The sequence below is a fragment of the Flavicella sediminum genome, from assembly GCF_006381105.1.
Lineage (GTDB): Bacteria > Bacteroidota > Bacteroidia > Flavobacteriales > Flavobacteriaceae > Flavicella > Flavicella sediminum.
The window spans coordinates 29,766-43,121 of the sequence record NZ_VDET01000015.1 but is presented as its reverse complement, the minus strand read 5'-3'; the positions used below and the strand labels follow the sequence as shown (position 1 = coordinate 43,121).

Here is a 13,356-nt window from a genome sequence, read left to right as displayed (position 1 = left end):
GTATGAAGAAAATAATAGTAGTCGCTTTTTTGTTATGTTTTTTTGAAAGCTATGCACAAACACAAAGGTTTCCTGTATTTCCGGGTTGTGAAAATAATTCTATTGATGAATTAGAGAATTGCTTTAATACGAATGTTAAAAATGCTGTATTGGAAGTATTTCGTGTACCTTCTAAAGTTGTTTCTGAGAAGTTTAAAGGAACGGTGAATGTGCTTTTTTATGTGAATAGAAGTGGGCAGTTTGAGGTTGTACATGTAAACAGTCCGTACACTGAAATTGAAACTGAAGTTGAACGGGTTTTTAAAAGTTTACCAAAAGTTGTTCCGGCACAGTTTAATGGACATGCAGTTGAAATGAGTTTTGCTTTGCCTCTACATTTTCCAAATCCAAAATTGGCTTATGGGAATTCTATGTTTTCTGAAATAAGTAAAAAATCAACATTCAAGAAAAAACAAAATTTATCGCGTGTAGTTCAAAGAGATTTCAAAAAAGAAAAATTTTTATCGAATCATAGCAATTTAAATATTCCTTTTCATCATGCTCGATATGCTTATTTGGAAAATGAGTATAGGAATGCTGAAAACACGCATACTTCGGTAAAACCGTTTATTTATAAGAATGTTTCTGAACATGTAGATTTGGATGCTCAAAAGAGCCAGTTTTTAAAGAAAAAAAGTTCTTGGTTGGGAAGAAAATTTTGGAACGAACATCTGTCCTTGGTTAAAGGAGATAATTACTGGTTTAGTACCAATATGCTGTTAGATGTAGAAATGGGGAAAGATAATTCAGATTTGGATTATACCTTCAACAACTCTAGAATCCTTCAAATACAAGGAGAGTTAGGGAGTAAATTTTCATTTTCTGCGACAATATTTGAATCGCAAGGACGGTTTGCACAATATGTAAATGACGCCATTGCCATTGAAGACCAAAAAACATTTGCAGCCGCAGGATTGATTTTTGGTAGAGGGAAGGCAAAATGGTTTAAAGAGAATTCTTATGATTATCCTGTTTCCGAAGGTTATATTTCTTACACACCCAATAAGTTTTTTAATTTTCAAATGGGCCAAGGAAAAAACTTTATAGGTGATGGTTACCGTTCTTTACTGCTATCGGATGTGACATCTCCTTATCCATATGTTAAGTTGTCTACGACTTTTTGGAAAATTAAATACACCAACCTTTGGACTTGGTTGACGGATATCAGAAGCGATGTAAGAATCGGGAAAGCACATCCTAGAAAATATGTGTCTATGCATCATTTAAGTATGAATGTGACAAAAAAATTAAACATAGGTGTTTTTGAAGCCGTTATTACAGACAATTCCAGAACTGGAAGCTTGGATATGGATTTTGTCAATCCAATCATTTTTTACAAATCACTTGAATTTGCTAGAGGAGAAGATGCAGGAAGTGCAATTTTAGGGATCAACGCGAGCTATAAGTTTTCTAAGAAATTTTCTATGTATGGTCAATTTGTTTTAGATGAATTTACTCTTTCAGAGTTAAAAGCGCAGAATGGTTATTGGGCAAATAAGTATGGATCGCAAATTGGATTGAAATATTTTGATGCTTTTTCAGTAGAGGATTTATATATTCAAGCAGAATACAATAAGGTACGGCCGTATACATTTTCACATAAAACACCTATTTACAACTATGGACATTATGGTGAATCTTTAGCGCATTCATGGGGGGCTAACTTTTGGGAAGCCGTTTTTATAGCTCGTTATAAAAAAGAAAGATGGGCTGCTAATTTAAAAGTTGTTTTGGGGCAAAAGGGCTTTGATCCAGATCCATTTGATACGGATGTAAGTTATGGTGGTGATATTTACAAACCTTATACTAGCCGACTTCAAGATTATGACAACGAAGTAGGGCAAGGTCAAAAAGCGACCATTTTAAATAGTGATTTACAGGTTTCGTATCTGATCAATCCAAGAACAGATTTAAAAATATTTACTGGGTTTATGTTTCGAGATTTTAGTCCTGAAACACCAACAGCAACTTTTTTAGCAAGCAATACTACTTGGTTTACTGTTGGATTAAAGGTTGATTTATTTAATTGGTATCTTGATTTTTAAGAAGTAAATTCTAAATTGTTTAAGAAAGCATAAAAACAAAAAAGCCTCGAAATTTAATTTCGAGGCTTTTTTTATTTTTTAAATCTTTTTAATCCTTCTTGAAGCCATTGTAAATAAGTGGCCTTGTCGGTATATTTTTCTGGATGATTTAATAAAGTCATATCCGGTGCTAATTGCACATAATAAGGCTGAGATGCCGTAGCAAAATTAATAGCTTGTAAGGTGGCCCATTTAGAACCTACGGTAGCAATTCTTTTTACTTTTCCATTGGACTTTTGGTAATCAAATTGTAAGTCCTTAGGCAATTCTTTTCGGTCATCAATATATAAGGAGATTAGTACAAATTTTTCTAACTCTTCGTAAACTTCAGGAGTACTCCAAACATTTTCTTCCATTTTTCTACAGTTGACACAAGCCCAGCCTGTAAAATCTAGTAGGATTGGTTTGTTTTGTTCTTTTGCATATGCTAAGCCTTCATTAAAATCTTTAAAACAATTCAAATCTAAGGGACAATCGGTTTTTGTTTCGTGAATGCTATAAAATTTAGGAGGTGCAAAACCGCTTAGCGCATTTAAAGAAGTATTTAATAACAAGCCAGAAATTAAGTAAATAGAAAAAATTGCAGCAGCACTACCGGTAACAATTCTTCCAATACCAAGTTTTTTTAGAGGAGCGTCATGTGGAAATTTAATTTTTCCGAATAGATAGAAAGCCAATCCAGCAAATACAAGAATCCAAATTCCTATAAATACTTCTCGTTTTAAAAGTCCCCAATGTTCTACCATATCGGCGTTAGAAAGGAATTTCAGTGCCAAGGCAATTTCAAGGAATCCTAAAACTACTTTTACTGTATTTAACCAACCTCCCGACTTAGGTAAGTTATTCAACCAATTAGGGAAAAGTGCGAACAGGGTAAATGGCAATGCCAAAGCAGCACCAAAGCCGACCATTCCAAAAGTTAATTGCATGGCCCCACCATCAGAAGACAATGCGCCAACAAGTAAAGATCCTAAAATAGGGCCTGTACAAGAAAATGAAACAATGGCTAAAGTTAATGCCATAAAAAAAGTTCCAATCACACCTCCTATATCCGAAGCAGAATCCATTTTATTGGACCAAGAATGTGGCAAAGTAATTTCAAAATAACCGAAAAAAGAAAATGCAAATACAATGAAAATAACAAAGAAACCTACATTCAACCAAACATTGGTGGAAATATTGTTTAAAATTTCAGGATCTAAGGAGTCAAATAAATGAAAAGGTAAGCTTAATAATAAATATATAGCGGTAATAAAAACACCATATAGGATGGCGTTTGAAACACCTTTTTTCTTTGTTTTCTTAGTAAAAAAAGAAACCGTTAAAGGAATCATTGGAAAAACACAAGGCGTTAATAAAGCAATAAGTCCTCCGAAAAAACCTAGTAAAAATGTAGTTCCTAGTCCTTTTTCTTCATTATTACTTTCGCCTTCATTTTCTAAAAACTCAGCTCTGTTTTTTAAATTTAAATTTAATTCTTCTGAAAGACGATTACTTTCTTTAGAAATTTTAGTGGCTTTTGCTTCCAATTTTACATTTGCCAAAGTAGCTGTAATTTCTTCTCCGGGCTCAAATGTACAGGCTTCATCATTACAGGTTTGATAAGTGGCTGTAATCGTCACAAATTGCAAAGCATTTGTCAGACTTTTTATTTTTTGTGTAAATACGGCTTGGCCTTCAAAATAGGCCGTTTCCATTTCAAATATTTCTTCGTAAGATGAATGTGTTTCTCCTTCTGTTGTTTTTCCAATCAGCTCAAAGTCTTTTTTAGAATTGTCAAATGAAAATTCTGTAGGCAACGGACCGCCTTCTGGTAGAAATTGAGAGTATAAATGCCAACCTTCTTTTAAGTCTGCTGTAATAACAATAGCATATTCATTATCTGTTAATTTTTCTAGTTTTGCAGACCAACTAGCGTTACTTTCTTGTGCGTTTATGGAGGAAAATGTTAGGAATAAAAGAGAAAGTATAGGGAATGTTTTTTTCATTTTAAAGGCTTGTATACTATTTTTAATAGCTGTTTTGTTTTGTTTGTTGTTTTGTATCTATTGTCCAATCTTTTGCCAATAACCCAAACAATTTCATCGGCATTGCAAAGCAACCAAGTATTTTCTTTGTCAAGTATCGACAATTTCTCGTCTTTAAAATACTTGCTTAATTTTTTTTTGCCTTGCATTCCAATTGGGTAAAAATAGTCTCCTTTTTGCCACTTTCTTACAGTCAAAGGAAATTTTAACAAACTCTTATCGATAAAGGCCGTTTCCTTTGTGCTGTTTGTAAAAGTTACTTCTTCCGAAATGCTTAAGTGAATTGGTTTTTCAATGCTGCTTGTGTTTTTGTAAATAAGGCAACCCACTTCTGATTCTCCTCCAAAATGAGTTAAAATCAGTTCATCACGATCTTTTATCAAGCGGTGTGTTTTAGAAAATAATTGTTTTCCTGCTTGTGCTTTTAACAAATCAACAATGTCTTTCCAAGCAGTAAATCCGTAAGGTTTTAAAAGTTCATACAAATGCGCTTTTGGGTTTTTAAGTTCTAGAATTTTTTTTGTTGAAATTTTATAATTTCCTTTTTCATCTAAGTAAGAAACATGTTTTTTCAGACTGCGAATTCTGTCGTCAATAAGTAGCTTGCTTTCACTTAGGTTTTGAGTGGTCTTATCAAACGATTTTAATAAGTTGGGATTTAATTCTTTTAGAATAGGAACAATTTCGTGACGGATTTTATTTCTAAAGTATTTTGTAGAACTGTTGCTTTGATCTTCTCGCCACTCAATTGTGTTTAGTTTAGCGTATTGTAGTACGTCTTCTCTAGAAAAACTAAGCAATGGACGCACAATACTTCCGTTTATTTCAGGAATTCCTGTCAAGCCATCCAATCCGGTTCCTCTGGTAAAATTAATAAGAAAAGTTTCTAAAGCATCGTCTTTGTGATGTGCGGTTAGTACATAGTTAAAATTGTGTTCTTTGCGTATTTTTTCAAACCAATCGTATCGAAGTTCGCGTGCTGCCATTTGAATAGAAACATTGTTTTTTTCGGCATATTTTTGCGTGTCAAAACTTGTTGTAATAACAGGAAAGTTAACTTGTGTTCCCAATTTTTTTACAAACTCCTCATCCAAATTACTTTGCTCATCGCGTAATTTAAAATTGCAATGGGCAATCGTGCAATCGGTATTAATTTGTTGCATAAGGTGTGTCAATACAACACTGTCAATTCCTCCTGATACAGCTATTAGTATTGGACTATCTATTAAAAAAGGTAATTTTTTTTGAAGGTATTTTTCGAAAGATTTTAGCACTTAGGGAAATTTGAGTTAGAGCGATAAAAACTAGGTTTTATCGGGTAGTCAAATATAATCAATTTGTGCTTAATAGGACCTCTCGCATGGCTTTTGCCTTGAGCAAACATTCTTCCAATTCGTTTTCTGGAAGGGAAAGTGAAGTAATGGCACTTCCTACAGAATAAGAAACAAATTTATTTTTTTCATTGTAAAGAATACTTCGAATAATTACATTAAAATCAAAATTTCCTTCAGGAGTAAAATAACCTACGGCACCAGAATACAAGCTTCTTTTCGTTTCTTCTTGGGCTTCAATTATTTTCATAGCCTTAATTTTAGGTGCCCCCGTCATACTACCCATTGGGTAGCTGTTTTTAATAATGTCAACAGGGTGAATGCTTTCCGGGATTTCAGAAGTTATGGTGGAAATCATTTGGTGCACCTGTTTAAAACTGTACACCTGGCAAAGTTCTTTCACTTTAACACTTCCTTTAATGGCAATTCTCGACAAATCATTTCGAACCAAGTCTACAATCATGATGTTTTCGGCACGTTCCTTTGGGTCGTTTTCTAACTTTTTCTTTAGGAGGTTGTCTTCGTCTAAATTGCTAGCTCTTTTGGCAGTTCCTTTAATGGGCTGTGAAATAATGGTGGTCCCTGTTTTTTTTAAATAACGTTCAGGAGAAGCGGAAAGTAAATACTTGTTATCGAATTTTAAAAATGTGGCAAAAGGAGCTCTGGAAATTTTATTCAAACTGTCGTAAACTCTTACCGGATTAATTGTTGAGTCCTCCGAATAAAATTCTTGACAAAAGTTGGCTTCGTAAATATCACCTCTGTGAATGTGACTTAGAATATTTTCAACTTTCTCTAAATAAGCGTCTTTGTGTATTCTAAGTTTTAATTTTATGTTTTTATTTTCTACAGAAGTTATTTCAGAAGTTGTCTTATTTATCGCTTTAAAATCATCAGCTATTTCATTTGAATATTTTTCTAAGTATTTAAAAGTCACGTTGTTTTCTGAAATAAAGATCAGTTTTTTTGGCTGAAAGAAAAACAATTCAGGAAAATCTAAACCGTCTTTGTTTTCCGAAGTTAAGTTTTCAATGTCGTTTTTTAAGTCGTAGGATAAAAAACCAAATAAATAATCTTGATGACTGCTTTGGAATTTTTTTAATTTTTCAAAGGCATTGATGTGATCACAACTTATTTTTTTTTCTATTTCAACAGCTAAAACACCTTCAATTTCAGCATATTTTTGCTGATGGTTGTTAGAATCTAACCACAAGGCAGTATCAAAATTTTGAGACCAATTTAAAAGTTGTGTCTTGAATTGCTCAATATTTTTAGTAGTAAAGCTTTGTGATACTCTTTGCATTGGAGAATATTCTTTATTTGAAAGGAAGCAAAGGTACTTATTACTTTTTAGTTTTCTTTTAGAAACTTTAATGGGACTTTGAACTAATTGTTTATTTTTGATGACTTATGTAAAGGATTGACTTTTTTTAGACTAAGAAGTGTGTTTAAAGAACATCGCAATAATAAAAGCGATTTAATTATTTCAAAGCAGAACAATTTTATGTGTACAGTTACTTATTTGCCTAAAGAAAATGGTGATTTTATTTTTACTTCAAACAGAGATGAACAGGCTAGTAGAGAAACTTTGTTTCCAGAGTTTTATAAAGAAAATGGAGTCAATTATTTATACCCGAAGGATAAAAAAGCTGGTGGAACTTGGATAGCCTTGTCTGAAGAAGAACGTTTGGTTTGTTTGTTAAATGGAGCCTATGAAAACCATGAAGCTAAAGTATCGTATGCATACAGCCGCGGTTTGGTGGTAAAAGAAGTATTGCAAGCAGAAAATGTAAAATGGGCTATTGAAGATTTGGAATTGGATGGAGTAGAGCCTTTTACTTTAATTGCTATAGATTGGTCTTTTTTAACCATTTGCATTGAGCTAATTTGGGATGGGGTAAAAAAAGACATTCGAATTTTGTCCAATCAATCAAAAATTTGGTCTTCTTCTACGTTGTATTCAAAACCAATAAAAGCAGAAAGAGAATCTTGGTTTGTTGATTTTATGACTTCGCATCCAGATGCTACTCAAAAAGAAATTTTGGAATTTCATTTGGATGACAGTTTAGGAACTAAAGAAACGTCTATAAAAATGAAACGCCCAAATGTAGAGACTTTGAGTGTAACGTCTATTGTTAAAAGTGATGCAGGCGTTACTATGTATTATCAAGATGTGTTAACGGGAATTGATAAAAACGTGGATTTATTTTCTTTGCAAGATTAAATGAAAATGACGGAGAATACAGGTTTTATTGTAGTGCTAGCCTATCCAGATACAATTGTGAAGCCGGCCACACGAGAATTAATTAGCAAAGTTTGGCCATTACTCGGTGTTGGAGGGAATAAAGCAGTTCAGGCAGGTCATGCTGCTCTGCTGTTAATTAAAAAAGAAACGAATAAAATAGCCTATTACGATTTTGGAAGGTACATAACTTCCGACGGAATGGGGCGGGTGAGAAATGTAGATACAGATTGTGAAGTGCATATTCCGATGGAGGTTGTGCATAACGGAACGGAGATTTTAAACTTAGATGAAATTCTTTTGTTTTTAGAAGCGAACCCTGAAAAAACACATGGAGAAGGACGAATGATTGCTACAGTTTGTACGGTTATTAACTATGAAAAAGCTTTGGCTTATGTTCAGCAATTGCAAGCAAAAGTAGAAGTGCCTTACGGGGCGTTTATTCCTAACGGAAGTAATTGTGCACGGTTTGTAACAGATACTTTAATCCAATCAACGACAGAATATAAATTAAAAAGAAGATTGATTCTTTCTAAATCTTTAACGCCAAGTCCTATAAGTAATGTTATCAATACGGCGAATGGAGGAAAAATGTTTTCTGTTTTAAAAGGAGTCATAACACCTTATAGAAATAGATCTATTTCTAAAGAACATTGGCAATGTTTTTTTAATAAAGTTCCGCAAGTACTAAACCGCATAGGAACAGAGGTACCTGATGAAAATGCTTATGTTTCTGAAAAAGGGCAATGGCTGAGTGGCGTTGGAAGTGGTGCGTGGTTTGAATTGAAACCTAAAACAAAAGAAGTTAGTGATGTCGTTGTCATTAGCAGAAAATGTGCCAAAGGAACGGTCAACGTTGAAGCAACATTTAAAACTAATAAACCAAATTTTGAGATCTCTAATCCCTATGAGTTTTTACATGGCTCAAATTGTGCCAAATGTTTTATCCGACAAGGAGATGAAGTATTTGAATTTGTAAGAGTGAACTAATTTAGGACTTCATTTACGGTTAATTGAAAAGTAGGTATATGTACTTTAAATTGTGTTTTTGAAGTGAAGTTGATCATGTTAAAATGACCTTTCATAGAACCAATGGAAGAATCCAAAAAACAATTGGAACGATAGGTATAAGTTTCTTTGGGTTCTAAGATGGGTATTTGTCCAATAACGCCATCTCCAATAACAATTTCCTTTTCATTTAAAGAGTCAAAAATTTCCCACTTTCTTGAAATCAGTTGGACAATGTCACTACTTTGATTTTCTATAGTGATAAAATAACTAAAGGCGTATAACTTATTTTCATTACGCACATGAAGACCTTCATAGTTTGTATGAACGGATATTTTTATGCCTTTTGTAACTTTTTGAACCACAATAATTTCATTTGATCTATTTCAAATATAATTAAATCATTGGATTTTTTTGTAAAATTTAAAAAAAATAATCGTTTTGTTGAAAGCTATAAAAGGATGTTAATACAGTTGGTGTTTAATTAGTTTTTAGAATTGATTGTAGCACAACCTATTACTTTCCCAACTCGTTGTCCAAATGGCGTGTAGTAAACTAAAATGGTATAGTTGTTTTCTGTAAAAAAATGACTGCCAGAAATTAGGTGCTTATCCAGCTTATCTTCCTTATTGTAAGTGATAAAACTGTAGTTGTAAAAACCTTGTTTTAGCAAAAGTGTTGCTTCTAGCATGTTAGAAGCTTCATTGAAAACCAGGCGGTTGTTTTCTTCAACTTCAAAATTATTAAAGGCTCCATACACATAAATATCTTTATCAATAAGAGCATTAGTAGCTTCTAATGAAAGATGCACAAAACTATAATCAGCTTCTAAAATGGGATCCGCGCTATTTAAAGTCCGTACAATATAATTTCCATTAATGTCTGGGAAATAGGTGTACGGAGCTTTTGTTCTTGGCGGTGTTGGTACAATATAATGATGGTAGATGTCTTGTAATTCTGTTCGGAATATACTGATGTGGTTTCCATTTCTGTTTTTTGTGTCGAAATTTAAAAATTCATTGCCGCCATAAAAACTAGAAGCTTCGTTGTAATTGTACACAATCTCGTCTTTTTTATAAAATTGTGGGTGTAGGTCTGTTTTTATAAAATTCCAATCGTTGTTTTGAAGCACAACTGTTTTTATTTCATTTGAAGGATTGTTTATAGTAAGGTTTGGGTGGTAAATAGAAAATTGCACGACTTGCTTTTGGTCAATATTTGTAAGATCTCTATCTCGGATTACTTTTGCACTGACCGTTGTTATTGGTTCAAAAAGTACAATTCGCCTTTGAATACAAATTTGGTCATCACTATTTAATAAGGTAATCAGGTAGTTTCCACTTATTTTTATTCTAGTGTTTTCATTTGGAAATCTTAAGGTGTAATGAGTGAAGTTTTGCAAGGTGTTAAATGAATTTTCGAAATTTTGCAGTTCAAACTCGTCGTAACCTTCTAAATATTCCGATTTGTTTAAGTTACTAGGAACCCAATTATAGTTGCAGTGTTCAATAGTATAATAGTACTCCTTCTGATCCGCTTCTAAATCATCAAAAGTTAAATAAATACTTTGCCCTAATTGAAAGATGTTCGTGGTTTCATCAGAAGAACTGCTCGTAGCGATTCGAACACTTTTGATAAAACTGGCGGTGTAGTTTTGAGCCTTCAAACTAAAAGGAAGACTTAAAATAAAAACGAATATTAAATATTTTTTGAGCAAGAGTTGTGTTGTTTTTGTTCTAATATGTAAATATAAACAAATCCGCTTTTCCGATTTGTTAATTGTGTATTTCCAAGGTTAATTATTGTAGGATTGTTTGTTTTTGGTGCGAAATCTTCAAATTTGGTCTTTGGTTTTTTCTGTTTTACTAAAATGCAAGGATCCTTAAGATGGATATAACAATTTGAGATGTTAATTTTTTTAAGAAAATTTAAGTTTTAGAGTGATTGCTTGTTTTTTTTATGCCAAAAAGTAGTTATTAAAGAGAATTTTCTATTTGTTATTTTTAACGATTATAAATAAGCTTCTGGAACTATATTAAACGTACTAATAACTGTAAAAAAAAATTGAAATTTTTAAATTTGCAAAGTTTTAAACAGATTAACTTAAATTCTAAATATGTCAAAGGACATTCGAATAAAAAAAGGCTTAGATATTAAGCTTAAAGGAATAGCAGAAACGAAGGTTTCTGTAGCTCCTCGTTCAGGGATTTTTGCAATACAACCAAAAGATTTTCATGGAATAACACCTAAACTAACGGTAAAAGTTGGAGCAGAGGTTATTGTTGGAGATGTTTTGTTTTATTCAAAATCAAATGAGCAAATCAAATTTACTTCACCGGTTAGCGGTACAGTAACGGAGATTAAAAGAGGCGCAAAAAGAAGGATTTTAGCAGTTGTTATAGAAGCTAAGCCTAAGGATGAATTCAAAAACTTTGGAAAAAAAGATCCAAATAGCTTGACTAAAGAAGAGGTGAGTGCTTCTATTTTAGAAAGTGGTTGTTGGCCTTTGATCAATCAACGTCCCTATGATGTGATTGCAAATCCTGCGGATGAAGCCAAAGCTATTTTTGTTTCTTCTTTCGACACAGCTCCTTTGGCTCCTAATTATGCTTTTACTCTAAAAGAACAAGAAGCTGCTTTCCAAGCAGGAATTGATGCCTTGTCTAAATTAACTGCTGGAAAAGTGTATTTGGCAGTCAATGAGTCTAAGTCCTTTTTTAATAAAGTTCAAAATGCAGAGATTGTAAATGTTACAGGAAAACATCCAGCTGGAAACGTTGGTGTTCAAATTTCACATATTTCTCCAATTAACCAAGGAGAAAAAGTATGGACTGTAAATGCTCAAGACGTTGCTATTATCGGAAACCTTTTCTTATCGGGGGAATACAAACCGAATAGAATTTTAGCATTGGCAGGTTCAGAAGTGAAAGCTCCTCAATATTACAACGTTACAATTGGTCAACAATTGAATAGTTTGTTAGACGGGAATATCAACGCTGATAATTCAAGAGTTATTTCTGGAAATGTTTTGACAGGAGATAAAGAGTCTGCTAAAAACGGATTTTTAGGTCATTATGACAACATCGTTTCTGTGATTCCTGAAGGGAATGTATATAGAATGTTTGGATGGATTCCTTTTATTGGAAGTGGTTCAATTCATAGTGCATCTAAAACTTCATTCTCTTGGTTGTTTCCAAACAAAGAATATACGTTGAATACCAATTTAAATGGGGAAGAACGTGCTTTGGTAGTAACTGGAGAAATGGAAAAAGTGATGCCAATCGATATTTTTCCAATGCAACTGTTAAAAGCAGTTATTGCAAATGATATCGAAAAAATGGAAAACTTAGGAATCTACGAAGTAGCACCTGAAGATTTTGCATTGATAGATTATACAAGTTCTTCTAAAATTGAAGCACAGGCAATCATCAGAGGTGGATTAGACTTAATGATAAACGAGGTAGGATAATGAAATTTATTAGAAATACATTCGACAAATACAAACCTCTTTTTGATAAAGGAGGAAAATTAGAAAAATTTGCACCTGGTTTCAATGCATTTGATACATTATTATTTGTACCAAATCATACAACAAAACAAGGAGCTCATATTAGAGATGGAGTAGATTTAAAGCGTGTCATGATTACTGTGGTATTGGCTTTAATCCCTGCTTTGATTTTCGGAATGTGGAACGTAGGTTTCCAACACTTTTCTCAATTAGGTGAAGCGGGTAGTTTTGTAGACTATTTAATCTACGGATCTATCAAATTCTTACCAATGGTTGCTGTTTCTTACGGTGTTGGATTAGGAATTGAATTTGCTTTCGGAATTTTTAGAGGACATGAAATTAACGAAGGGTATTTAGTTTCAGGAATGTTAATTCCTTTAATTATGCCTATCGATTTACCTTTATGGATGTTAGGCGTTTCCGTAGCTTTTGCAGTATTAATTGGTAAAGAAGCTTTTGGAGGTACTGGAATGAATATTTTAAATCCTGCTTTGGTAGCACGTGCTTTTGCATTCTTTTCTTATGCACCAAGCATGTCTGGAGATAAAGTTTGGGTAGCTGACGCTGCAAGTATCGACGCTATTTCTGGAGAAACTATTTTAGGTTCTTTGGCTGCTGGTAAAGAAGCGGGTTACAGTGTTTTGGATATGTTTTTAGGATATATTCCTGGTTCTGTTGGTGAAACTTCTGTATTGATGATTTTAATTGGAGCTGCTTTCTTGTTGTTTACAGGAATTGCAAGTTGGAGAATTATGGTATCTGCTACTATTGGTGGTGCGGTAATGGGATTAATTTTTAATTCTTTTGGTGTCAATGCATTAATGGACTTTCCATGGTGGCAACACTTATTAGTAGGTGGGTTTGCTTTTGGAGTTGTGTTTATGGCTACAGATCCTGTATCTGCAGCACAAACAGACAAAGGAAAATGGATTTACGGATTTTTAATTGGTTTTATTGCAATTATGATTCGTGTGTTCAACGGAGCTTATCCAGAAGGAATGATGATGGCCATTTTATTAATGAACGTTTTTGCTCCTACTATTGACCATTATGTGGTTGAAGGAAATATCAAACGTCGTAAGAACCGTCAAAAAAATAATTTAGAAACAGCATAAGA

General features: G+C 33.2%; 10 protein-coding genes. 5 read left to right on the top strand and 5 right to left on the bottom strand.

Features of this window, described 5'->3' with window-relative positions; genetic code table 11:
* Nucleotides 1–2: 2 nt before the first annotated feature.
* Nucleotides 3–2,084: a gliding motility protein RemB gene (locus tag FGM02_RS13410; protein WP_139958911.1), complete on the top strand. Its 2,082-nt coding sequence runs from the start codon at nucleotides 3–5 to the stop codon at nucleotides 2,082–2,084.
* 71 nt (nucleotides 2,085–2,155) lie between these two features.
* Here FGM02_RS13410 and FGM02_RS13405 read toward each other — a convergent pair whose 3' ends face one another.
* Genes FGM02_RS13405 through FGM02_RS13395 form a run of 3 tightly spaced genes read right to left on the bottom strand, consistent with a single transcriptional unit; the run spans nucleotide 2,156 to nucleotide 6,784 of the window.
* A complete protein-coding gene (locus FGM02_RS13405) occupies nucleotides 2,156–4,111 on the bottom strand; it encodes a protein-disulfide reductase DsbD family protein (protein ID WP_139958909.1) in 1,956 nt (651 codons plus the stop codon).
* Nucleotides 4,108–5,424: a tRNA lysidine(34) synthetase TilS gene (tilS, locus tag FGM02_RS13400; protein WP_139958907.1), complete on the bottom strand. Its 1,317-nt coding sequence runs from the start codon at nucleotides 5,422–5,424 to the stop codon at nucleotides 4,108–4,110. Before tilS ends, FGM02_RS13405 begins: the two co-directional genes overlap by 4 nt.
* A gap of 58 nt (nucleotides 5,425–5,482) precedes the next feature.
* On the bottom strand, nucleotides 5,483–6,784 hold the full coding sequence (locus FGM02_RS13395; protein ID WP_139958906.1) for an anthranilate synthase component I family protein: 1,302 nt from the start codon (nucleotides 6,782–6,784) through the stop codon (nucleotides 5,483–5,485).
* A gap of 201 nt (nucleotides 6,785–6,985) precedes the next feature.
* On the opposite strand from FGM02_RS13395, the gene FGM02_RS13390 reads away from it, so the two are divergent.
* Complete coding sequence (locus FGM02_RS13390; protein ID WP_139958905.1) at nucleotides 6,986–7,705, top strand: NRDE family protein; 720 nt, start codon at nucleotides 6,986–6,988, stop codon at nucleotides 7,703–7,705.
* 6 nt (nucleotides 7,706–7,711) lie between these two features.
* Nucleotides 7,712–8,713 carry a DUF6695 family protein gene (locus tag FGM02_RS13385; protein WP_139958903.1) on the top strand — a complete coding sequence of 334 codons (1,002 nt, stop codon included), beginning with the start codon at nucleotides 7,712–7,714 and terminating at the stop codon, nucleotides 8,711–8,713.
* On the opposite strand, the gene apaG is transcribed toward FGM02_RS13385, so the two are convergent.
* The gene (apaG, locus tag FGM02_RS13380) at nucleotides 8,710–9,096 is read right to left on the bottom strand and encodes a Co2+/Mg2+ efflux protein ApaG (protein WP_139958901.1); all 387 of its coding nucleotides are present in this window, start codon (nucleotides 9,094–9,096) and stop codon (nucleotides 8,710–8,712) included. The genes FGM02_RS13385 and apaG overlap by 4 nt on opposite strands.
* A 119-nt stretch (nucleotides 9,097–9,215) precedes the next feature.
* Nucleotides 9,216–10,448 carry a type IX secretion system plug protein gene (locus FGM02_RS13375; protein WP_166461184.1) on the bottom strand — a complete coding sequence of 411 codons (1,233 nt, stop codon included), beginning with the start codon at nucleotides 10,446–10,448 and terminating at the stop codon, nucleotides 9,216–9,218.
* A 399-nt stretch (nucleotides 10,449–10,847) separates the two neighbouring features.
* Between FGM02_RS13375 and FGM02_RS13370 the strand changes: the two genes are divergently transcribed.
* Both FGM02_RS13370 and FGM02_RS13365 read left to right on the top strand, forming a co-directional pair.
* Entirely contained in the window at nucleotides 10,848–12,200 is a 1,353-nt protein-coding gene (locus tag FGM02_RS13370) for a Na(+)-translocating NADH-quinone reductase subunit A (protein WP_139958897.1), read from the top strand.
* Nucleotides 12,200–13,354, top strand: a complete 1,155-nt coding sequence (locus tag FGM02_RS13365; RefSeq protein WP_139958895.1) for an NADH:ubiquinone reductase (Na(+)-transporting) subunit B — start codon at nucleotides 12,200–12,202, stop codon at nucleotides 13,352–13,354. The genes FGM02_RS13370 and FGM02_RS13365 overlap by 1 nt, the downstream gene beginning before the upstream one ends.
* Nucleotides 13,355–13,356 lie beyond the last annotated feature (2 nt).

Bases quoted from the DNA above. Each gene is read 5' to 3' on its own strand.
- FGM02_RS13365 (WP_139958895.1), top strand. From the start codon at position 12,200: ATGAAATTTATTAGAAATACATTCGACAAATACAAACCTCTTTTTGAT.
- FGM02_RS13370 (WP_139958897.1), top strand. From the start codon at position 10,848: ATGTCAAAGGACATTCGAATAAAAAAAGGCTTAGATATTAAGCTTAAA.
- FGM02_RS13390 (WP_139958905.1), top strand. From the start codon at position 6,986: ATGTGTACAGTTACTTATTTGCCTAAAGAAAATGGTGATTTTATTTTT.
- FGM02_RS13385 (WP_139958903.1), top strand. From the start codon at position 7,712: ATGACGGAGAATACAGGTTTTATTGTAGTGCTAGCCTATCCAGATACA.
- FGM02_RS13395 (WP_139958906.1), bottom strand. From the start codon at position 6,784: ATGCAAAGAGTATCACAAAGCTTTACTACTAAAAATATTGAGCAATTC.
- FGM02_RS13405 (WP_139958909.1), bottom strand. From the start codon at position 4,111: ATGAAAAAAACATTCCCTATACTTTCTCTTTTATTCCTAACATTTTCC.
- FGM02_RS13410 (WP_139958911.1), top strand. From the start codon at position 3: ATGAAGAAAATAATAGTAGTCGCTTTTTTGTTATGTTTTTTTGAAAGC.